This window comes from Bacillus sp. FSL R9-9410 (genome assembly GCF_038050385.1).
In the GTDB taxonomy this organism is placed as follows: domain Bacteria; phylum Bacillota; class Bacilli; order Bacillales; family Bacillaceae_G; genus Bacillus_A; species Bacillus_A cereus_U.
In genome coordinates this window covers 2942329-2962842 of record NZ_JBBOTV010000001.1, presented here as the reverse complement: position 1 = coordinate 2962842, position 20514 = coordinate 2942329, and the positions used below count along the sequence as shown (strand labels likewise).

Below are 20514 nucleotides of genomic sequence, written 5' to 3'. Positions count from 1 at the left end.
GGCTTTCCTTATTCATTTTTGAAAAAATACATAGGAAGTGGCATCTTTGAATTGGAATCAATTATGGAAGAAAGATATATCTCTTTTAATTATTTTAATGATTGTTGTCCCAATTGCTGGAGAGCTAAATTTTCATCCTTTCAACGATACGTTTCGCGTTAGTTTTGGGACACCGCTTTTCTTCTTTTTATTACTATTTTTAAGAAGAATACCAGCGGCGGTTGCAGGTATTCTGGCCGGAATATCTGTAGTCTTATTCCGTGTATGTCTTGATTGGGTATTGCAAGGGTCATTTCATATGACAGAATCATTTTATTTGCGCTATCCTGTTTTCTTTTATTATTTTATATATGGAAGTCTTTTTTCGATTTGTAGGGTGAACAAATTCCATCAGAATCCAATTGTTATAGGATGTCTTGGAATCACAATTGAAATTATCGCAAGTATGTCAGAACTTGCGATTTATCATCTGTTAGTACTTGGTACAACAATAACAATTTCTGAAGTGAATAAACTAATCATTATTGCTATTTTTCGTAGTTTCTTTGCGCTTGGTTTTTTAAATATGATGAATTTGTATGAAACAAAATTAAAAGAATCACAAGTGCGAAAAGAAAATGAAAAAATGTTGCTGCATCTTTCTAACTTATATGTGGAATCTGTTCATTTGAAAAAAACGTTACAAAATGCGGAGTTAATTACACAAACAGCGTATCAATTATATCGGAATTTACAAGCGAACGATGATTCGAGTAGTAAAACAGCATTGAAAATAGCGGGAGAAGTGCATGAAATAAAAAAGGATAATCAAAGAATTTTTGCAGGGTTATCTAAACTGTTATTAGATAAAAATGTGGCTGAGTATGTAGAAGGACATGAGCTTGCGGAAATGATTGTGAGAATAAATGAGAAGTACGCTGAACTGTTGGGAAAAGATATACGTTTTTCTAAACATATAGAAGGTGAGCATGCTGAATATCATGTATATACGGTCTTATCAATTTTTAATAATTTAGTTGCAAATGCGGTTGAAGCAATTGCGGATAGTGGTGCTATCATTATTAAGTTATATAAACTTGATAAACGTATATTTTTTGAAGTAATTGACGATGGGCCTGGTATTGCGCAAAAATATAAAAAACTAGTATTTAAGCCAGGATTTACTTCAAAGTATGATCAAACGGGAACACCATCAACAGGAATTGGACTTTCTTACATAAACGAAATGGTAACAGAGCTCGGAGGAGAAGTAAGATTGGAAGACCTGGAAACTGGTGAAGGGTGTAAGTTTGTCGTTTGTTTACCGGAGTGCAGTTTAAAGCGGGAAGGGGAATAAAGTTGTATTATTATATCGTAGATGATGATGAAGTTTTCCGCTCTATGCTTTCACAAATTATTGAAGATGGCGATCTTGGGGAAGTAATTGGAGAATCGGAAGATGGAGCTTTTATTGAAGCCGACCAACTAAATTTTAAAAAAGTAGATATTTTATTTATTGATTTATTAATGCCAATGCGAGACGGGATTGAAACAGTTCGCCATATTGCGTCCTCTTTTTCAGGGAAAATCATCATGATTTCTCAAGTTGAATCGAAACAGCTTATTGGTGAGGCGTATACACTTGGTGTTGAATATTATATTACGAAACCATTAAATAAAATTGAGGTTATATCTGTTGTACGTAAAGTAATGGAACGTATTCGTTTAGAGCGCTCTATACATGATATTCAAAAATCATTGAATAACGTTTTCAAGTGGGAACAGCCGCAAGTTCGAAATGAGCCAATGCAAGAAGGAAAAAGAATAGCAGATTCAGGGCGCTATTTATTATCAGAACTCGGTATTGCGGGAGAGAATGGAAGTAAAGATTTACTTAGTATGTTGGAATATTTATATGGACAAGAAAAAGAGCAAACGTTTGAATTTGGATTTCCTGCGCTAAAAGATATCTTTCACCATATAACTATAAGGAAATTAGAGAATATAGCTTCAGATGCACATATAGATAAGGAGAGAAAAGCATCTGAACAAAGAGTACGTAGAGCGATTTATCAATCGTTAAATCACTTAGCTTCCCTTGGATTAACAGACTTTTCAAATCCGAAATTTGAAAGCTATGCTCCGAAATTTTTTGATTTCACTGTAGTTAGAAAACGAATGACAGAAATGACAAAGGAAGAAGTAGCAACTTCTGGACATACGCGAATTAATACGAAAAAATTTATTCAAGTGTTGTATTTTGAGGCGAAACGGTTGATGGAGATAGCGTGAAAAAAGGTGCTTATAAATGAGCATCTTTTTTTATTAAATCTACATTTTATATTTTCTCGTGAAGCATGTAAAATGTTAGTTAAGAGAAAGTGGTTTTAAATTAAGGAAGTGTCAAAAAATGAGTTTTACATTAAATAAATCGATTATTAAAGAAGTATGCGGAGAAACCTCATATAAAAGAGGCGAAGCTTATTGTAGAGCAAATAAAGTAATAGTGAATCATTATGATGAAAATAAAGAAATTTGTGATGCAACGGTAAAAGGGAACGAAGATTTTCATGTTACAGTAGAAAAAGCTAAAAAAGGTGATGTTGTTGCGAAATGTAGTTGTCCTTCATTAGCGTCTTTTCAAACGTATTGTCAACATGTTGCGGCAGTATTGATACAAATAAATTATAATCAGCAAACGGGTGGAATGCTTCCTGTTAGTAGCGGAAATGAACAATTAACAAGCGGGATGTTTCAGTTGTTTGCAGAACAACCACTGAAGCCCAAAAGTAAACAACACCGTTTTGATACACGTGAAATACTTCATGCGGAATTTATTTGTATACCAGTAGTTACGAAAAATGGTGGGGCACTTCTTGGGGTTCAGTTGAAGCTCGCCAAAACGTATTTCGTACATCATATTAGAGAATTTCTTTCTAAAGTGGAGAAAAGAGAGTCTTTTAATTGTTCCAATGAATTTACATACACACCAGATGTACATAGCTTCAGGCAAGAAACGGATGCGATTATTCAGCAACTTATTAAAATGTATCATAACGAAAAAATGTATGAAGATACACTAGAAGTACACGCAAAACAAGATGATAGCATGATTTTAATACCGCCAGCTTCGTGGATGGATATGCTTTCTTTACTTTCTAAAACTGAGTGTGTGAGACTTAATCAAGATGGAAAATCTTTTCACGGTTTACAAATTTCAAAAGGGCTACTTCCTTTACATTTTGAGTTTAATAAAGGGAGTAACGGTGGGTTTACACTTTATATTGACGGCGTACAACAAGTAGAAGTAATGGATACGTATAGTTATGCTCTATTTGGAGGGAAACTGTATCAGTTGAAGGCTGAGGATTGCAAGCGGCTTATCGAATTACAAAAAATAATGAATCGTTCTAGTAGTAACCAATTGTATATTCCAGCAGATAAGATGGAACACTTTGTAGCAAAAGTTGTACCAGGGTTAATGAAGCTAGGAACTGTGCGAATAGATGAGGTAGTATCAGATCGTGTTGAAACACCCGCATTAAAAGCGAAATTATATTTAGATCGAGTGAAAAATCGCTTATTAGCAGGTCTCGAATTTCATTATGGAAACGTCGTGATTAATCCGTTAGAAGGGGATGGGCAGCCATCTGTTTTTAATCGTGATGAAAAAAAGGAAAAAGAGATTTTAGACATTATGAGTGAAAGTGCCTTTGCAAAGACAGAAGGCGGTTATTTTATGCATAATGAAGAAGCTGAGTATAACTTTTTATATCACGCTGTTCCAACGTTAAAAGGTTTAGTTGATATTTATGCAACGACAGCAATCAAATTACGAATTCATAAAGGAGATACAGCTCCTCTTATAAGAGTTAGAAGGAAAGAGAGAATTGATTGGTTATCATTCCGCTTTGATATAAAGGGTATTCCGGAGGCAGAAATTAAAGGGGTATTAGTTGCTCTTGAGGAGAAACGAAAATATTATCGTTTAGCAAGTGGTGCTCTACTATCACTTGAGAGTAAAGAGTTTAATGATATTAATCAGTTTATAAAAGAATCTAGTATTCGAAAAGAATTTTTAAAGGGCGAAGAAATAGATGTCCCTCTTATTCGTAGTGTGAAATGGATGAATTCACTGCAAGAAGGAAACGTATTAAGTTTAGATGAGTCTGTTCAAGAATTGGTAGAGAACATTCAAAACCCTAAAAAGCTGAAGTTTGCGGTGCCAAGTGGCTTAGATGCGATAATGAGAGAGTATCAAACATACGGATTCCAGTGGATGAAAACACTTGCCTATTATCGTTTTGGCGGCATTTTAGCTGATGATATGGGACTGGGGAAAACGTTGCAAAGTATTGCTTTTATAGACTCTGTTTTGCCGGAAATTCGAGAGAAGAAACTGCCTATATTAGTTGTTTCTCCGTCGTCCCTCGTTTACAACTGGCTTAGCGAGTTGAAAAAATTTGCTCCACATATTAGAGCAGTTATTGCCGATGGAAATCAAGCAGAGCGCCGAAAAATTTTAAAAGATATAACGAAATTTGATGTTGTCATTACGTCATATCCTTTACTACGAAGAGATATAAGATTATATGCAAGGCCATTTCATACGTTATTTCTTGATGAAGCACAAGCGTTTAAGAATCATACGACGCAAACTGCGAAGGCAGTAAAAACGATTCAAGCAGAGTACCGTTTTGGATTAACGGGAACACCTGTAGAGAATTCATTAGAAGAGCTATGGTCTATCTTCCACGTTGTCTTCCCAGAATTATTACCGGGAAGAAAAGAGTTCGGTGATTTAAGACGTGAAGATATTGCAAAGCGCATAAAGCCTTTCGTGTTAAGAAGGTTAAAGGGAGATGTATTACACGAACTCCCAGAAAAAATAGAGCACTTACAATCATCAGAACTATTACCGGACCAAAAAAGGCTCTATGCCGCTTATTTAGCAAAGTTGAGAGAAGAAACGTTAAAACATTTGGATAAAGATACGTTACGTAAAAATAAAATTCGGGTTTTAGCTGGTTTAACGAGACTACGGCAAATTTGTTGTCATCCTGCTTTGTTTGTTGATGACTATAAAGGGAGTTCAGCTAAATTTGATCAGCTGCTAGAAATTTTGGAGGAATGCAGAAGTACAGGGAAGAGAATTCTTATCTTTTCCCAATTTACGAAGATGCTTTCGATAATCGGACGTGAATTAAATCGTCAAGCAGTTCCATACTTTTATTTAGACGGGAGTACACCAGCGCAAGAACGTGTAGAGCTATGTAATCGGTTTAACGAAGGAGAAGGGGATCTATTTCTTATTTCGTTAAAAGCTGGTGGCACAGGACTAAATTTAACAGGTGCAGATACAGTTATATTGTACGATTTGTGGTGGAATCCAGCTGTTGAACAACAAGCAGCGGATAGAGCGTATCGAATGGGACAAAAAAATACAGTGCAAGTGATTAAGTTAGTAGCACATGGAACAATTGAAGAAAAAATGCACGAGTTACAAGAGAGTAAGAAAAATTTAATCGCTGAAATTATCGAGCCAGGAGAAGAGAAGTTATCTTCTATTACGGAGGAAGAAATCCGTGATATTCTTATGATTTAATAAAAGCTATGCTTTCATAGAGATGAAAGCATAGCTTTTTTGTTGTAATAATTATATTTTGTTTTGTACAAAGTAAAGAGATAAGGTGAAACTTTAAATAGTGGGAGTTGTTCATCTCCCACTATTTATTTTATTTCTTTGTACCTTTACTTTTGTATGGTTTTGCAGCTTTCTTTTTCGCACTTGATTGCCAACGGTTCCATCCTTTACTTCCTGTACCTTGTCCTACACCTTTTTTCGGTTTTGCTTTCGTTTTACTCATATGATCACTCCGTTATATAAAAAATCTTATTTGATAATAGCCAATGTTTTAGAAAAATACTATCGATAAATGACTATGCTTGCTTTAAGTAAAAACAAACTGCTTGAATGCTATAGTATATCATGAAATTGCGAGTAAACTGAAAGGAATTACAAATAAAATGAAAATAATAAGAAATACTGCGGATTCTATTTTTCGAACGATCACATTACTGGTTGTGTATATGTTAGTTTCAATTAGTGAAATGTTTTTTGGATTGAAGAGACAAAGGAAATAAAAATGTTATATTAAGAACAGTCGGTAAAGGCATAAAATAAAGAATTGAAAAATATTTTAAAACTTTTTGTTGACTTTATCTATTTTTTGTATAGAATAATCATTAATAAAATGTTTCAGAGATGTGACAACAAAACGACTATGAAAGGACGAGTAGTAGTAGGATGTAGTTTAAGCGAGTCAGGGACGGTGTGAGCCTGGTACGAAGCCTATTATGAAGAACCTCCTGGAGTCGCTAACCGAAATCCTTTATAGGAAAGTAGACTTAGCCGGGAACTTCGCCGTTACAAGAAGAACAGTATCGAGATTTTTTCATCTCCGTACTGTATAAGTGAGCAACCTCTGTTGCTAATTTGGGTGGTACCGCGGAACCAAAGTCTTTCGTCCCAGTTTTTTGGGAAAGAAGGGCTTTTTTTGTTGGCTTTTTTCCACAACATCCAAACATTTTAGGAGGAAACAAGCATGTATCAATCATTAATGACAGTAAGAGAGACTCAAATCGCAATTAAGGAAGTTAAAACATTTTTCGAGGATCAATTAGCAAAACGCCTTGAACTATTCCGCGTATCTGCACCATTATTCGTAACGAAAAAATCAGGATTAAACGATCACTTAAACGGTGTAGAACGTCCAATTGAGTTTGATATGTTACATTCAGGAGAAGAATTAGAAATTGTGCATTCACTAGCGAAGTGGAAAAGATTCGCATTACATGAATACGGATATGAAGCTGGTGAAGGTTTATATACAAACATGAACGCGATTCGTCGTGATGAAGAACTTGATGCAACACATTCCATTTATGTTGACCAATGGGATTGGGAAAAAATCGTTCAAAAAGAATGGCGTACTGTCGATTACTTACAAAAAACAGTACAAACAATTTATGGAATATTCAAAGAATTGGAAGAACACTTATTTGAAAAGTATCCGTTCCTTGGAAAGTATTTACCAGAAGAAATTGTTTTCATTACTTCTCAAGAACTGGAAGATAAATATCCAGAATTAACACCGAAAGATCGTGAACATGCAATTGCGAAAGAACACGGTGCAGTCTTTATTATTGGAATTGGTGATGCACTCCGTTCAGGTGAAAAGCACGATGGACGCGCATCCGATTATGATGACTGGAAATTAAACGGTGACATTTTATTCTGGCACCCAGTACTACAAGCCTCATTCGAATTATCATCAATGGGAATTCGTGTTGATAGTAAATCACTTGATGAGCAATTAACGAAAACTGGTGAAGACTTCAAACGTGAGTATGATTTCCATAAAGGTATTTTAGAAGACGTACTACCATTAACAATTGGTGGTGGTATCGGCCAATCAAGAATGTGTATGTATTTCTTACGTAAAGCACATATCGGTGAAGTTCAATCTTCTGTATGGCCTGACGATTTACGTGAAGCTTACAAGAAAGAAAACATTCATCTGTTTTAATATAAGTGAGAGGGAGAGTAGCTGTGGAATAAGAGCTACTCTCCCTTTTTTACTCTGACGTGAAAAAAGTTATTTTGAACGAATATAGATCGTTTTTTCCAGGGAAAGAGAGAAAAGATATATGTGATAAGAAATAAGTAGAGTCATTTATATTTCCTAGGAAAGGGTATAACGAATAATTTAATTGTTGTATAATGATTTATGGATATTGATAACAAGATAAAAAGCTGTCTTCATAGAGTTTTAAAATTCTATGTGGACAGCTTTCTATTTATATAGGAAGGAAATAGATTAATATAATTTGTTATAAATTTTACTGGTGGAAATTAAATCATTTGCACTAAAGGCTCAATTTTCGCCATAAATGATTGATGCAGTGCTTCAACACCCGTTACTAAATGAAGGCGGTCAATTACGACAGAAACTTTAATTTCTGATGTACTTACCATTTTAATATGAATATCTTCTTCTTTTAAAGTAGTGAACATATTCGCAGCAACTCCTGGGTTAGATACCATACCAGATCCTACAATTGATACTTTTGCTAAATGATTTTCATGTTCTACAGATTCATAGTGAAGCGCCTCTTGATTTTGTTCTAACACTTCTAATGTTTCTCTTAAATCATTAGAATGGATTGAGAAGGAGAGGTGAACAGTTCCTTCATTTGTAATACTTTGAATAATAATATCTACATTAATATGTGCTGCTGCTAATGTAGAGAAAACTGTTGAAAGTGTACCTTGTTCTAATCCTTTAATTGTGACGCGTGTAATATTATCCTCAAATGCAATACCTTTAACGATTGATTGTTGTTCCATGTTACATTCTCCCCTTACAATTGTTCCATTTTCTTGTTCCATACTTGAGCGAACTTCTAAAATTACATTATGATTTTTAGCAAACTCAACAGCGCGTGGGTGTAATACGCCAGCACCGAGGTTGGCAAGCTCTAACATTTCGTCATAAGAAATTTCATCTAATTTATAAGCATCTTGTACAACTCGTGGATCAGTCGTATATACACCGGTCACATCCGTATAAATATCACATTTTTTCGCTTTTAGTGCCGCAGCTAATGCAACAGCAGTCGTATCAGAGCCACCGCGGCCAAGTGTGGTAATTTCATGTTCTTCACTTACTCCTTGGAAACCAGCTACTATAACAATCGTGCCATCAGCAAGATAGGATTGAATACGACCAGTATTAATGTCAGTAATCCGTGCACTACTATGTACAGATTCTGTCGTAATACCAGCTTGCCATCCTGTTAATGAAATTGCATTATAACCTTTTGTTTGTAGTGCCATTGTTAATAATGAAATAGTTACTTGTTCTCCTGTAGATAGGAGCATATCCATTTCACGTTTACTTGGATTTTCAGTAATAGCGTTAGCAAGTGCTACAAGTTTATCCGTACTTTTTCCCATTGCTGAAACGACAGAGACAATACTATGTCCTCGTTCATATTCTTCAATAATTAAATTTGCTACATGTTGAATGCGCTCGACGCTTCCGACAGAAGTACCGCCAAATTTTTGTACAATCGTTTCCATTACGAATTCCTTCTTTCGTCCATTTTTAAGAATAGGTTAGGACATATACAAATCCCAATATTCCTGTAGTTACCAGAGAGAAAAACAAAAAACACCATCTCAAATAAGTGAGGATGGTGCTGTTACAGGAAAAGGGAAACAGAAAACGGAGCTAATAAAAAAACCGCCAAAAAAGGAATATCATAAAAATGATATCTCTTTTTTGTAGATAGCTCTTCATACGTACACGTCTGTACATATGACAGTTCTGTTTCTATTCGAAAACAGCCCCAATTGATAAATACAGAGAAATTTATCAATTTCGGCAACACTTCCTTTCCTCTAAGATCATAGACATCTCTGTGTCTCCTTTAGAATACTTATAAGCGTTGCAACCTCTATCTCACGTTTTAGGCGAGAGTGTATGATTTATGAAGTTGTTGGTAACATTTGTTTTATAATAATTTAAATTTTTCAGGGAATCAAGTGTTTTATATATATTTTTTAAATTCTGTCTTTTATTTAGATTAGTTTGTGAAAAATGTAGCAAAATCAATTCATTGCATGTACATTAAAACTATAGCGCATGGGAGGTGGAAGGATGGGGAAGAAAAAGCCTATTTATGTAGCAACAGAAATGAACACAACAATGAAGAAATTATGGGAATATACGCAAGAGCCTGATATACATACAGAGTGGGATGCTCGTTTTACGGAAATTTCGTATTTAGAGAAAAAAGAAGGAGAACCACAGAAGTTTTTATATAAAATGAAGATTGGTTTCGGGCTTGAAATAGCCGGAGAAGGGGAATCGATAGGTGAAATAAAAAAAGAAACTGGAGAACGCATTTCCTCTTTGAAATTTTGGACAGACAATAAGCTATCACTTATACAAATAGGACGAGGTTATTGGAAGTATACACCGAATGGAGAACATATTCATTTTGAAACGCAATATGATTATGATACAAGGTTTGGTCGTATAGGGAATGTGATAGATTTATATATTTTTCGTCCACTATTAGGTTGGGCGACAGCATGGAGTTTTGATGCTCTCAAATTATGGTTAGAAAAAGGTCTCCATCCTAGTATGTTAATCAGAAGAACGATGACGTATTGGCTCGTTTGCTTTTTATTTGCTTTCGTATGGTTATATCAAGGGATTGTACCGAAAGTGATTTTTACTCATCCAGAGGAAGTAAAGATGCTTTCTGCGCTAATCCGATCGAATGAAAGTAGCATTTTTATACTTAAAATAGTTGGATTTTTAGAAATAATATGTGGTGTTATGTGGCTATTGCCATTTCAAAAGCGAAAACTATTTATATTGCATATTATATTGTTGATAGTTTTAACATTAGCGGCAGGATCGACGAATATCGCTAGTTTTACGCAACCATTTAATCCAATTACATTAAATCTTCTTTTAATAGGATTATCGATGGTTGGTTATATGAATAGCGCTAATTTGCCGAGCGCAAAAAATTGTAAGAGGACGAGAAAGGGATAAGTATATGGTTAATATTTATGAAAGATTATTAGGGGACTCTTATAAAAGACTTCACCCAAAATTGCAGGAACGATATGCGATAACAAAGGAAAATAGCTTTATTGGGGAAGGGGAAATGGATGAAATTTATGGAGGATCTTTTTTCGTTAAATTAATATTAAAAATTACATCGAAGTTCCGTATGTTTTTCTCTGAGCGAGGGAAAAAGGTTCCGTTTGTGATACATAATACCGCTGAGCGAGATGAACAGGGGAAAGAATTTGTACGGTGGAATCGTACCTTTTATTTTCATAATAAAAAAAGATATTTTAATGCTGTTATGAAGTTGGATGAAGAGAATAATGAAATTGTAGATTATTTTGGTGAGCCACATATACTCGTTTCTACATTGAATTTTTATATTGATGAAAAAGGCGGGATACATATTTTTTCAAAGAAACAATGGTTTTTTATGTTTGGAAGAAAAATCCCGTTACCTAGATTTTTATACGGAGAGGCAAAAATTGTAGAAAGTTATGATGAAACACTACAACGTTTTCGAATTCATGTACAAGTACGAAATCCGTTAATTGGTTCACTATTTTCATATAAGGGAACATTTGTGGAAAGGGAATAAACGAGATGAAAAATATAATATTTGGACTTGCTTGCTATACGACTTTTCTTATGTTTGAGTGGTCGAATGTAAATCCTGTTGAAGCAATTATATTGTTATCTATTTTGTTATTTATACCGATGTCATTTTGTATTATTGACAAAGAAACAAGAAATGGATCGTATTTATTATTTTATAAATTTGTATCGTTTTTATATCCAATTGCAGCAGTTAGTGCGATGCTAGCTTTCGTAACAAATCATTTCGTTTTTGCTCTTCTTTGGTTTATGTATACTGGGATTCTTGCATTATTTGGTGTAAGTAGATTGCTAGAAAGAGGATGGAAGCCGTTAGAAGAAGCAGCTGTAGATAGTGCTTTTATTTATTTGTTTTTAGGTGGTTTTTGGTTTTTTGCTTCTGTAACAAAGCTGTCAATTATGCACTTTAGTTCTGACATTGTTTTGCTCACAGCGGCACACTTTCATTACTCGGCATTTCTATTGCCGTTATCAGCTGGTTTACTTGGAAGAAAAAGAGAACGGGAAAGTAAGTTATATGACGGTATTATGTTTATCATCGTCATTTCTCCAATGACAGTTGCAATAGGAATTACGTATTCGAGGGTATTTGAATTTTTTGCAGTGTTCGTATATTTATGTGCCATTTACGGATATGGAGTTTACGTGAGGAGAACGAAATTTAATGCTATAAGTGCGAAGGTACTTTTAGTTCTTTCTTCTAGCACACTCATGGTAACAATTATGTTTTCACTCATATATTCATACGGGAATTTCAAACAAGTAATGACGATTACAATTGCACAAATGGTTTGGATTCACGGTGTGGTAAATGGAATTGGAGTAGCGTTACCAGCATTTCTCGGTTGGATGATTGAAAAGAGTACTCCGAATTATAAATATTACGGGAAACCAATGAGTCAATTAAGAGGAAATGCGACAGTTGGTGAAGCATTTTTACATAACAGAAATTTAATAGATAGCAAGGAATACAAAGGTTTAGTTGATAAAATGAATGATTTTCATAGTGAGGCATTTGACGCGACGAAGATTCCTTTAAGTATTATTCGTTTTTATGAAAATACAAAAGAGTATCAGTTACAATCGCATATTAAATGGAATCGTTGGTTCCGCCCGGTTGCATTTTGTCATGAGAAAATGAGTAAGCGTGTAGGACAAATACATTTAGGAATGGGTGGTAAGTGGGAAGCAATGCAAGGTTCTATTATTGGTGTGAAAGATGCAAGAGATGGTAGGGAAAATGTGAGGGCTTGGCTAAGAAAGAATGAAGAGGGGCAAACGATTTTTGTAGCCCTTTATTCAAAGCATGCATACAAGAACGATACATATATGAATATCGCATTGCCTTTACCATATTCGAATATGACGGGAGTTTTGAAATTATGTAATAAGAGTAATGATTTAATCATTACTAGTAAGCTGAGAAGAAATGGTAAGGGAGATGAGGGGATTTATTTACATACTCGTTTCTTTACAATACGTTTACCATTAGCAGAGACTTTTATTATTAAAGAGAGCAAGGATCAAATATTAGAAGCTAATCATAGAATGTGGATATTTGGAGTTAAGTTTTTAGAAGTTGATTATGAGATTAAGAAAATAGAGGGAAAGTAAGAAAAGCTTGGAGAGATTCCAAGCTTGTTTACGTATGGGTAATTGTCATAGCAACTTGTTTATCTAAGTCTCGATCCCAAACACGTTGAATTTCGAAAGTGCTTTTTTTAAAAAAAAATGGGAATCTTTCTTTAAACCACCCTTGCATAGGAAGATGTAACGCGGAATCAATTGGAACCCATGTTAATTCCCCTTCTGGAGGGTGAGGAAGAAGGCTACCTTCAAATGAATTTGTCCAATAATTGAAAACCATATAGCGAACCTGTTCTTTTGGATTTACATATTCGTCTAATCCTTTAAAAATTAAATTGGAAACAAGTAATCCAGTTTCTTCTTTTACTTCTCGTATAGCAGCTTGAACGATACTTTCTGGGAAATCTACTTTTCCACCCGGAGCGATGTAACCAGGGAAACCTAGATGATCTGGCCGTTGTATTAGTAATACTTCGTTATTACGCTGAATCATACACATTGTATAAATGCGGTGTTCGATACTTTTCCAATTCGTACTCATGCGAATCTCTCCTCTTATAAAATGAGTATCTTATAGTTTAACTATAGTTATTCGTTCCAAAAAATACAATAATAAGACAAAATTATACAAATTACGATTGACTATTACTAATTTTCAGAACTATAATTATTCTGTTATATAAAAATATTGTACTTGAGAGGGGAATATATTCTATGAAAAATAGAATAATCGCAGCAGGAGTAATCGCAGCTAGTATATTATCTTATTCATCTAGTAGTTTCGCACAAACAAAAACGTTTCCAGATGTCCCAGCAGGGCACTGGGCAGAAGATTCTATTAACTACTTAGCAGAAAAAGGCGCAGTTACAGGTAACGAGAAAGGAATGTTCGAGCCTGGAAAAGAGATCACTCGTGCAGAAGCAGCTACAATGATGGCTAAAATCTTAAACTTACCATTCGATAAAGATGCTAAACCATCTTTCGGTGACTCTCAAAACGGATGGTATACCCCATACATCGCAGCTGTAGAAAAAGCTGGTGTTGTTAAAGGGAAAGATGTCGGCGTATTCGATCCAACTGGAAAAATCGACCGCGTTTCAATGGCATCTCTTATTGTAGAAGCTTACAAATTAGATTCTAAAGTAAACGGTACTCCAGCAACTAAATTCAGTGATTTAGAAAAAAGCTGGGGTAAAGCAAAAGCTAACATCCTAGTTGAATTAGGGATTTCTGTTGGTACTGGTAACAAATGGGAGCCTGAAAAAATTCTAACTAAAGCAGAAGCAGCTCAATTTATTAAAAAGGCTGATTCAATTAAAGTTGGAAATCCATTAGTGGAAAAGGTAGTTATTATTGATCCTGGTCATGGAGGATTTGATCCAGGGAATCCAGGGCAAGGTGTAAAGGAAAGTGAAATTGTATTTGATACATCTTTAAGATTACAGAAGTTGTTAGAAAAAAATACACCTTTAAAAGCTTTGTTAACACGTGAAGAGAACGGAAATCCAGGAAGTAACAAGAATGAATCTCTTGTGAATCGAGTGAAATTTGGTCAAGAGAACAATGGAGATATATTTGTAAGCATTCATGCAAACTCTTCTGAAAATCATGATGGTCATGGAACGGAAACATATTATTATAAAAAATCCAAGTCTGGGGAAGAGACACAGATTGAAAAGGATAGCGAAGTATTAGCACAAAAAATTCAAAAACGAGTAGTAGAAGCACTACATACAAGAGATAGAAATATAAAAGATGATCATTCATTTTATGTAGTAAATAAAAATACAGTACCAGCAGTCTTAACAGAGCTTGCCTTTATAGATAATAATATAGATAATGGAAAATTAGCTACTGAATCAGGAAGGCAAATTGCTGCAGAGGCAATTTATGCTGGTATTTTAGATTATTATGAGTGGAAAGGTTTCAATGTTTCAAAGTATCGTTTAGCTAAATAAAAAAATATCGTTTGCTAAGCCCATCGTCTATATAGAGATGGGCTTTTTATATGAGTTTATATAATTTTGTATCGAAATAAAAAGATATATCGTATTATGCTGATTATAAATAAAATAATGGTAGATTAGTTTATTTTTATCACGTATACTTTTACTGTTGACTAATTAATTGAATTAAGAGTTTGTTAGTTTAATAGGGAAAATTTTATTATAAAGGGAGGCAAGTTAACACGGGACAAGCATATACATAACGTGTTAAAAAATATGAAAAAAATTATTTCTAATGTGTTAGCAGTGACAGTCGCACTTCAAGTAGTGATGGCTCCGGCAACTTCATTTGCAGCTGAAAAAGATTTTCCAGACGTTCCGAAAGGTCATTGGTCGTATAAAGCAATTACTAATTTAACGTCAAAAGAAATTATTGCAGGATATGATAATGGGAAGTTTGGATTCGGGGATGTTGTAACTCGTGAGCAAGTAGCTGCATTAATGTATCGTGCGTTAAAGGCAGAAGCGAAAAGCGAATATAAAAATCCATACTCTGATATTAACGAAGGGACAACAATGTTCCAAAAAGAAATTTTAGCTTTAACAGATATGGGGATTTTCGTAGGTGATGGTAAAGGAACATTTAGACCGAAAGAATCTGTAACTCGTGCTGAAATGGCTGTAATTTTACAGAAAGCCTTTAAACTAAAAGTAAAAGCTAATCATACATTTAATGATGTTCCGAAAGATCATTGGGCAAATGAAGCGATTAGTGCATTAGAGTCTAACGGTGTTGCTGCAGGTAATGGAGCTGGTGCATTTAATCCAACAGGTGTTTTAACACGGGAAGAATATGCACAATTTTTATATAACGCCATGGCATCATATATCGATTTAGATGTAACATTACCTTCTAATGTAACAGCTCAAGAGATTGATAATTATATTAAAAGATATCATCCCGATAGTCCGCTTGTTGGAGTTGGACAAGACTTTATTAAAGCGCAAAACGAGTATGGCGTGAACTCTTTATATTTAGCAGCACATGCAATCTTAGAGTCTGGATACGGGAAATCAGAAATTGCATATCGTAAACATAATTTATTTGGACTACGAGCGTATGATTGGGATCCATTCGCACATGCAAAATATTTACCATCTTATGGATTAAGTATTTCATACAATGCTGATTATGTGAGAAAGAATTACTTAGAACAAGGTGCTAAGTATTTCAAAGGTTACACATTACCTGCGATGAATGTAATGTATTCAACTGATAAAGAATGGGCTGGCAAAATCGCTAATATTATGGAACGTATTAAGCCTTTCAATAACAAAGATTATCAAAATATAAACCGATTGCCGAAAAACCCTAATACATTAAATGTAGAGGCATTAGGCGAAACAATTCCATATAAAGATTATGCAAAAGATGCGAAAGCTACTGTTCAAACTGTAGGATCTTACTATCAAGTTCCATTCCCGTTTAACAATCCAATTAAGAGTGTACCAAACGTTACACAAAATGAAGTTGGAAAATTAGAGAATGGTACAAAAGTAAATGTATATCGTGAAGATCCAAATGGCTGGGTAGAGTTCTCGCTTGAAAATGCTCAAGAAAAGTATTGGACATTGAAGAAGAACTTAAAATTATAAAGTGGAAAGGTGTTTTCATATATGAAAACACCTTTTTTATTTATATTCAACACTTAATATTTGTAGATTCATTATGATTTTCTTTTTTGTATTTTTACCAATAATTTAATAGTTTCATATATAATTAAAGGTATTAAAGATTGAATTTTCTGTGTTTAATCCTATATTAACTTAATTTGAAAAGAGGAGAGAGATATGCAAGGAGAAATACCAACAGAGAAAAATTTAGGTTATGTCGGTAAATTGTTATTGCCAGTTAAAGTGTCACCACACTTTAAGTTTTTATGGATTGGGCAATTACTTTCGACTTTAGGTAGTTCGATAACGATGGTTATTCTGCCAGTCGTTGTGTATTCATTAACTGGTTCAACAGTTGTAATGGGAATGACTATGGCAATGTACATGCTTCCTAATATTCTTGCGTTACCATTTGCTGGATTAGTCGTGGATCGAATTGACCGGGTGAAATTGATGTTATTTACAGATATAATCCGCTGCATATTAATGCTATTACTTGCAACACTTATATTTATGGATTTGTTAACGATTACGCTATTATATGTACTCGTTGCATTATATGTACTCGTTGCATTATATGGACTTATGGAAGGTATATTTCAGCCGGCGTATGCGGCTGTAAGAGCGAAAGTATTTGTACCGGAAATTCGAAATGCAGCTAACGCATTAACGCAAATGAGTAATCAAGGCATACGATTAATTGGCCCAGCACTTGGTGGGTTAATAGTATCAGTTACATCTGCAGGGATAGGTTTCGGACTAGATGCAGCAACGTATTTGCTATCATTTGTATGTTTATTATTTTTAAAAGAAATAAAGTTTAATAAAGTACAGAAATTTGAAAGGAATAAAGTCAATTACAAACAAGATTTTATGGAAGGGATTCTTGTTCTAAAAAGCCATCCGTGGTTGTGGATTACTATTCTAGTCTTTTCTTTCGTTAATATTTGTTATGCAGGCATTATCGTTGTATTAATTCCATGGTTGTTTAATGTTCATCATCATTTTGAAGCTTATGTATATGGATTGGGTATGGCTGCTTCTGGTGCTGGAGCTGTAATTGCAGCGCTAATTTTTGGTGGGAGGCAGCAGTGGCATAAGAGAGGATTACTTGCGTATGGCGGTGTTTTAATAAGTGGAATGGCACTATTAATTATGCCTTTCGTTTCTTGGGCACCTGCCTTAATTGGATTAATGGCAATTGAAGGATTCGGTATTATGATATTTGGGCTCATTTGGGAAACAAGTTTACAAGAGCTTGTACCAGAAGAAGCATTTGGAAGAGTGGCAAGCCTTGATATGTTAGGTTCATTTGCTTTATTGCCATTAGGGTATGTGGTTGTAGGCTGGTTAGCTACTGTAATAGGTGGAAAGATAACAATTATAATGCTAGCTATTTTAGTACTCATAACAATTGGAGTGGCATTGTCTGTACCAAGTATTCGGCGGTTCGATTGATCATGTAGGCTAAAAGGGGGATATGGTATATGACTATAGAAAACCTAAACGATTTAGTAGTAGCAGAGTTGGGATGTAAATACGTTGTGGAAGAAAAGGTATTTGAAGCAAAGAATTTTACGGTGTATATTGCTACCCCTATAGAAAATAAAATGACATATAATCGATTCATCTTAATTAAACATTTGTCTAATGAAGAGCCTTCCGTACATGTTTGGGACAAAAAAATTTGTGCAGACGCTACAAAAATACATATTGCAAAAGAAGTGACAGAAGCAATTCAATCTGGTTTTGTAAATAAAGAGTAAGCCCTAATCAAATTAGGACTTACTCTTCGTTAAACACAAATGTTTGCTTCATTTTTTTACCCTCATGTACTGGATGGCCGTTGTAAGAGAAATTCTTTTCTTCCCAAGTAATGACGACTTTGAAATTATGGCTATTAAAGTCTAATGGGAACACCATGTAATCAAAACTTGTATGACTTTTTGAAACGTTGTTATTTGATGTAGTAGGATTAAAGGTAGCTTTAGATGTAGGGTTATTATCAAGTATTTCCACGGATACATTTGATACATCATTACCAATATTTTTTAAGAGTAAACTATACGTATCATATACACCTTGTTTTGGCTGCACCGCTTGCTTGTTTGAGTTATGAGATTTGTCAATTTCGATATACCACTGTTTAGACTTTGACGCAGTTGGTAGTGATTGAAATGTGTATGCACTAGCTTGTATTGGTAGTGCTAAGCAGATAAGGGAAAAAAGAGATATTATTTTTCGTTTCATTTTGAAAAACCCCCATTCTTTAACAAAGTTATTTGTTATTATTCGCTCTGTTCGAGAAAATATACCATATAATGTAAGGTGATAGGGGTATGAGTATGAGTCTCGGCTTAGGAATCATTATAGTATTCGCTACGGTTATACTTGACACGTCTGCTTAATAGTTGGTATATACGCGATCCATATGCTGATACACATCAAATCCAGTCAAAGTGAATTGTAAGGGAGAACATTATATTGAAAGTACTAGTAAGCACGGGGAGTAGTATTTTTCTACAATTATTATTTTTGTATATATTTATTTCGGGTGTTTTATTGGAAGTTAATCTTTGGTATGCGGTAGTTGTGTATATAAGTGTAGCAATATTAAGTCTATTAATCGGGATATATTCAATTATTTTCTCTATAAGGAAAAGTTCGACTGCTATCTTTCTTACAATACCGGTTGGAGTTGTAACGTCGTTATTTGCAATATTAATTATCGGCTTTACAGTGTTTGCTTATTTTTTACCGGAAGCAGGTATTCCACCGGTAATTAGTTTGTAGTATAAGTGGATGTGTCAAAAGATAAATGCTATTAAAGTGATATATTAAGGGGAATTAGATAAGGAAGCTGTGTAGAGATTTTTCTACACAGCATTTTTTGTGTCTAGCGTTCAATTACATCTGTTTGTTGGTACGTATATCACGCTTTTGTATCAATTTATTGAACTAAAGATGGAGAGTCTTACGTATGAATCAAAAGAATAATAATATGAAAAAATTACCAATAAATATGTTAAAATAACATTGTCATATAACAAGGGGGATTCGCATTATGGAAAAAGAGCATCTTGCTAAAGTAGATTTAACGAAAAGAATTGAATCAAAATCTAAGTACAATAAGAAACTGGAAAAATATCAAATGCGCTTATTGGCACTACAGCAAATATTAAAAGAAGAGAAAATAGCCGTTATGATGGTTATGGAAGGTTGGGATGCGGCAGGTAAAGGCGGAGCGATTAAGCGAGTGACTGAACATCTTGATCCACGTGGATTCCAAGTAAATCCAATTGGCGCGCCTGCTCCTCATGAAAAACGGTATCATTATTTGCAACGTTTTTGGCGGAAACTTCCTCAGTACGGGCAAATTACTATATTCGACCGTTCATGGTATGGGCGTGTATTAGTTGAACGTGTTGAAGGTTTTGCTATAAAAGAAGAATGGACGAGAGCGTATGATGAAATTAATGATTTCGAAAAACTATTAACAGATGATCATTATATAATAGGGAAGTTTTTCTATCATATTAGTAAAGGCGAACAGTTGAAGAGATTTAAAGAAAGAGAGACTAATCCTCTTAAAAGATGGAAAATTACAGATGAAGACTGGCGTAATCGTGAAAAATGGGATGAGTATGTCGAAGCAACGGAAGACATGTTTGAAAACACAGATAAACCGAATGCTAAATGGCATATTATTGCGAGTAATGATAAATTATACGCCCGTTTGAAAACATTAAAAGTGATTATTTCATTAATTGAGGAGTATTTCTTAGAACATAATATAGAATTACCTTTTTATTATAATGAAATAAAAGAAGGAAAGAAAAAGGACATTAAATCTGTGCAAGATGTAGGGGTTAAATAGTATAGAAAGATTTTTTCATTATAAGAGGTGGGTATGAAACATGAAGAGGAGCTGTCCCGTAAGTAGGTGAAACTAAACTATGGGACAGCTTTTTTTTAGTTAGAATGTACTTATATTAGATGGATCAATGAGAGTGTCGTTCAAGTAACGAATACAATTGTCATTGAATATGAAACAATAATT

The 20514-nt window shown here is 34.4% G+C and carries 17 protein-coding genes, 1 pseudogene, 1 riboswitch and 1 other annotated feature; of the genes and pseudogenes, 14 read left to right on the top strand and 4 right to left on the bottom strand.

The annotated features are described in order from the left end of the window. Positions 1 to 37 precede the first annotated feature (37 nt). The 3 genes from MKX77_RS15355 to MKX77_RS15345 all read left to right on the top strand — a co-directional run bounded on the left by MKX77_RS15355 (position 38) and on the right by MKX77_RS15345 (position 5584). Positions 38 to 1336, top strand: coding sequence for an ATP-binding protein (locus MKX77_RS15355; RefSeq protein ID WP_341307140.1), 1299 nt, complete (start codon positions 38 to 40; stop codon positions 1334 to 1336). Positions 1337 to 1338: 2 nt separating this feature from the next. Continuing rightward, the gene (locus MKX77_RS15350; protein ID WP_341307139.1) at positions 1339 to 2271 is read left to right on the top strand and encodes a response regulator; all 933 of its coding nucleotides are present in this window, start codon (positions 1339 to 1341) and stop codon (positions 2269 to 2271) included. Between the two features lie 118 nt (positions 2272 to 2389). Next, positions 2390 to 5584: an SNF2 helicase associated domain-containing protein gene (locus MKX77_RS15345; RefSeq protein WP_341307138.1), complete on the top strand. Its 3195-nt coding sequence runs from the start codon at positions 2390 to 2392 to the stop codon at positions 5582 to 5584. Between the two features lie 130 nt (positions 5585 to 5714). Here MKX77_RS15345 and MKX77_RS15340 read toward each other — a convergent pair whose 3' ends face one another. Next, positions 5715 to 5846 carry a DUF3934 family protein gene (locus MKX77_RS15340; RefSeq protein ID WP_000047589.1) on the bottom strand — a complete coding sequence of 44 codons (132 nt, stop codon included), beginning with the start codon at positions 5844 to 5846 and terminating at the stop codon, positions 5715 to 5717. A 408-nt stretch (positions 5847 to 6254) separates the two neighbouring features. Further along, positions 6255 to 6514 (top strand) — a binding site (T-box leader). Between the two features lie 70 nt (positions 6515 to 6584). On the opposite strand from MKX77_RS15340, the gene asnA reads away from it, so the two are divergent. Further along, a complete protein-coding gene (gene asnA, locus MKX77_RS15335) occupies positions 6585 to 7568 on the top strand; it encodes an aspartate--ammonia ligase (RefSeq protein WP_341307137.1) in 984 nt (327 codons plus the stop codon). A gap of 38 nt (positions 7569 to 7606) precedes the next feature. Then, positions 7607 to 7705, top strand: a pseudogene (locus MKX77_RS15330) (helix-turn-helix domain-containing protein); the annotation flags it as partial. A 189-nt stretch (positions 7706 to 7894) separates the two neighbouring features. On the opposite strand, the gene MKX77_RS15325 reads toward MKX77_RS15330, so the two are convergent. Next, on the bottom strand, positions 7895 to 9124 hold the full coding sequence (locus tag MKX77_RS15325) for an aspartate kinase (protein WP_341307136.1): 1230 nt from the start codon (positions 9122 to 9124) through the stop codon (positions 7895 to 7897). A gap of 201 nt (positions 9125 to 9325) precedes the next feature. Further along, positions 9326 to 9512: riboswitch (Lysine riboswitch) on the bottom strand. A 192-nt stretch (positions 9513 to 9704) separates the two neighbouring features. Between MKX77_RS15325 and MKX77_RS15320 the strand changes: the two genes are divergently transcribed. The 3 genes from MKX77_RS15320 to MKX77_RS15310 are packed head-to-tail and all read left to right on the top strand — an operon-like array spanning position 9705 to position 12860. After that, positions 9705 to 10613, top strand: coding sequence for a DoxX-like family protein (locus MKX77_RS15320; protein WP_341307135.1), 909 nt, complete (start codon positions 9705 to 9707; stop codon positions 10611 to 10613). Positions 10614 to 10617: 4 nt separating this feature from the next. Continuing rightward, positions 10618 to 11229: a DUF4166 domain-containing protein gene (locus tag MKX77_RS15315; RefSeq protein WP_341307134.1), complete on the top strand. Its 612-nt coding sequence runs from the start codon at positions 10618 to 10620 to the stop codon at positions 11227 to 11229. 5 nt (positions 11230 to 11234) lie between these two features. After that, positions 11235 to 12860 carry a YndJ family protein gene (locus MKX77_RS15310; RefSeq protein WP_341307133.1) on the top strand — a complete coding sequence of 542 codons (1626 nt, stop codon included), beginning with the start codon at positions 11235 to 11237 and terminating at the stop codon, positions 12858 to 12860. A 28-nt stretch (positions 12861 to 12888) separates the two neighbouring features. On the opposite strand, the gene MKX77_RS15305 is transcribed toward MKX77_RS15310, so the two are convergent. Continuing rightward, positions 12889 to 13374 (bottom strand): 8-oxo-dGTP diphosphatase, encoded by a 486-nt coding sequence (locus tag MKX77_RS15305; RefSeq protein WP_341307132.1) that lies wholly within the window; start codon positions 13372 to 13374, stop codon positions 12889 to 12891. Positions 13375 to 13547: 173 nt separating this feature from the next. Between MKX77_RS15305 and MKX77_RS15300 the strand changes: the two genes are divergently transcribed. From MKX77_RS15300 to MKX77_RS15285, 4 genes are all read left to right on the top strand, one after another. Next, positions 13548 to 14792, top strand: a complete 1245-nt coding sequence (locus MKX77_RS15300; protein WP_341307131.1) for an N-acetylmuramoyl-L-alanine amidase — start codon at positions 13548 to 13550, stop codon at positions 14790 to 14792. A gap of 264 nt (positions 14793 to 15056) precedes the next feature. Then, positions 15057 to 16436, top strand: a complete 1380-nt coding sequence (locus tag MKX77_RS15295; RefSeq protein WP_341307130.1) for an S-layer homology domain-containing protein — start codon at positions 15057 to 15059, stop codon at positions 16434 to 16436. A 195-nt stretch (positions 16437 to 16631) separates the two neighbouring features. Further along, on the top strand, positions 16632 to 17912 hold the full coding sequence (locus MKX77_RS15290) for an MFS transporter (RefSeq protein ID WP_341307129.1): 1281 nt from the start codon (positions 16632 to 16634) through the stop codon (positions 17910 to 17912). A 29-nt stretch (positions 17913 to 17941) separates the two neighbouring features. Then, complete coding sequence (locus MKX77_RS15285) at positions 17942 to 18220, top strand: hypothetical protein (RefSeq protein WP_215555938.1); 279 nt, start codon at positions 17942 to 17944, stop codon at positions 18218 to 18220. A 19-nt stretch (positions 18221 to 18239) separates the two neighbouring features. Here MKX77_RS15285 and MKX77_RS15280 read toward each other — a convergent pair whose 3' ends face one another. Then, entirely contained in the window at positions 18240 to 18704 is a 465-nt protein-coding gene (locus tag MKX77_RS15280; protein WP_215555939.1) for a hypothetical protein, read from the bottom strand. Between the two features lie 234 nt (positions 18705 to 18938). Here MKX77_RS15280 and MKX77_RS15275 point away from each other — a divergent pair, with 234 nt between their 5' ends. After that, positions 18939 to 19247 (top strand): alpha/beta hydrolase, encoded by a 309-nt coding sequence (locus MKX77_RS15275; RefSeq protein ID WP_215555940.1) that lies wholly within the window; start codon positions 18939 to 18941, stop codon positions 19245 to 19247. Between the two features lie 271 nt (positions 19248 to 19518). After that, on the top strand, positions 19519 to 20331 hold the full coding sequence (locus tag MKX77_RS15270) for a polyphosphate kinase 2 family protein (protein ID WP_341307128.1): 813 nt from the start codon (positions 19519 to 19521) through the stop codon (positions 20329 to 20331). The last annotated feature ends 183 nt before the right edge of the window (positions 20332 to 20514 follow it).

Coding starts and splice junctions, on each gene's coding strand:
- MKX77_RS15295 (WP_341307130.1), top strand. CDS start 15,057: ATGAAAAAAATTATTTCTAATGTGTTAGCAGTGACAGTCGCACTTCAA.
- MKX77_RS15290 (WP_341307129.1), top strand. CDS start 16,632: ATGCAAGGAGAAATACCAACAGAGAAAAATTTAGGTTATGTCGGTAAA.
- MKX77_RS15345 (WP_341307138.1), top strand. CDS start 2,390: ATGAGTTTTACATTAAATAAATCGATTATTAAAGAAGTATGCGGAGAA.
- MKX77_RS15285 (WP_215555938.1), top strand. CDS start 17,942: ATGACTATAGAAAACCTAAACGATTTAGTAGTAGCAGAGTTGGGATGT.
- MKX77_RS15315 (WP_341307134.1), top strand. CDS start 10,618: ATGGTTAATATTTATGAAAGATTATTAGGGGACTCTTATAAAAGACTT.
- MKX77_RS15310 (WP_341307133.1), top strand. CDS start 11,235: ATGAAAAATATAATATTTGGACTTGCTTGCTATACGACTTTTCTTATG.
- MKX77_RS15280 (WP_215555939.1), bottom strand. CDS start 18,704: ATGAAACGAAAAATAATATCTCTTTTTTCCCTTATCTGCTTAGCACTA.
- MKX77_RS15300 (WP_341307131.1), top strand. CDS start 13,548: ATGAAAAATAGAATAATCGCAGCAGGAGTAATCGCAGCTAGTATATTA.
- MKX77_RS15305 (WP_341307132.1), bottom strand. CDS start 13,374: ATGAGTACGAATTGGAAAAGTATCGAACACCGCATTTATACAATGTGT.
- MKX77_RS15325 (WP_341307136.1), bottom strand. CDS start 9,124: ATGGAAACGATTGTACAAAAATTTGGCGGTACTTCTGTCGGAAGCGTC.
- MKX77_RS15320 (WP_341307135.1), top strand. CDS start 9,705: ATGGGGAAGAAAAAGCCTATTTATGTAGCAACAGAAATGAACACAACA.
- asnA (WP_341307137.1), top strand. CDS start 6,585: ATGTATCAATCATTAATGACAGTAAGAGAGACTCAAATCGCAATTAAG.
- MKX77_RS15340 (WP_000047589.1), bottom strand. CDS start 5,846: ATGAGTAAAACGAAAGCAAAACCGAAAAAAGGTGTAGGACAAGGTACA.
- MKX77_RS15270 (WP_341307128.1), top strand. CDS start 19,519: ATGGAAAAAGAGCATCTTGCTAAAGTAGATTTAACGAAAAGAATTGAA.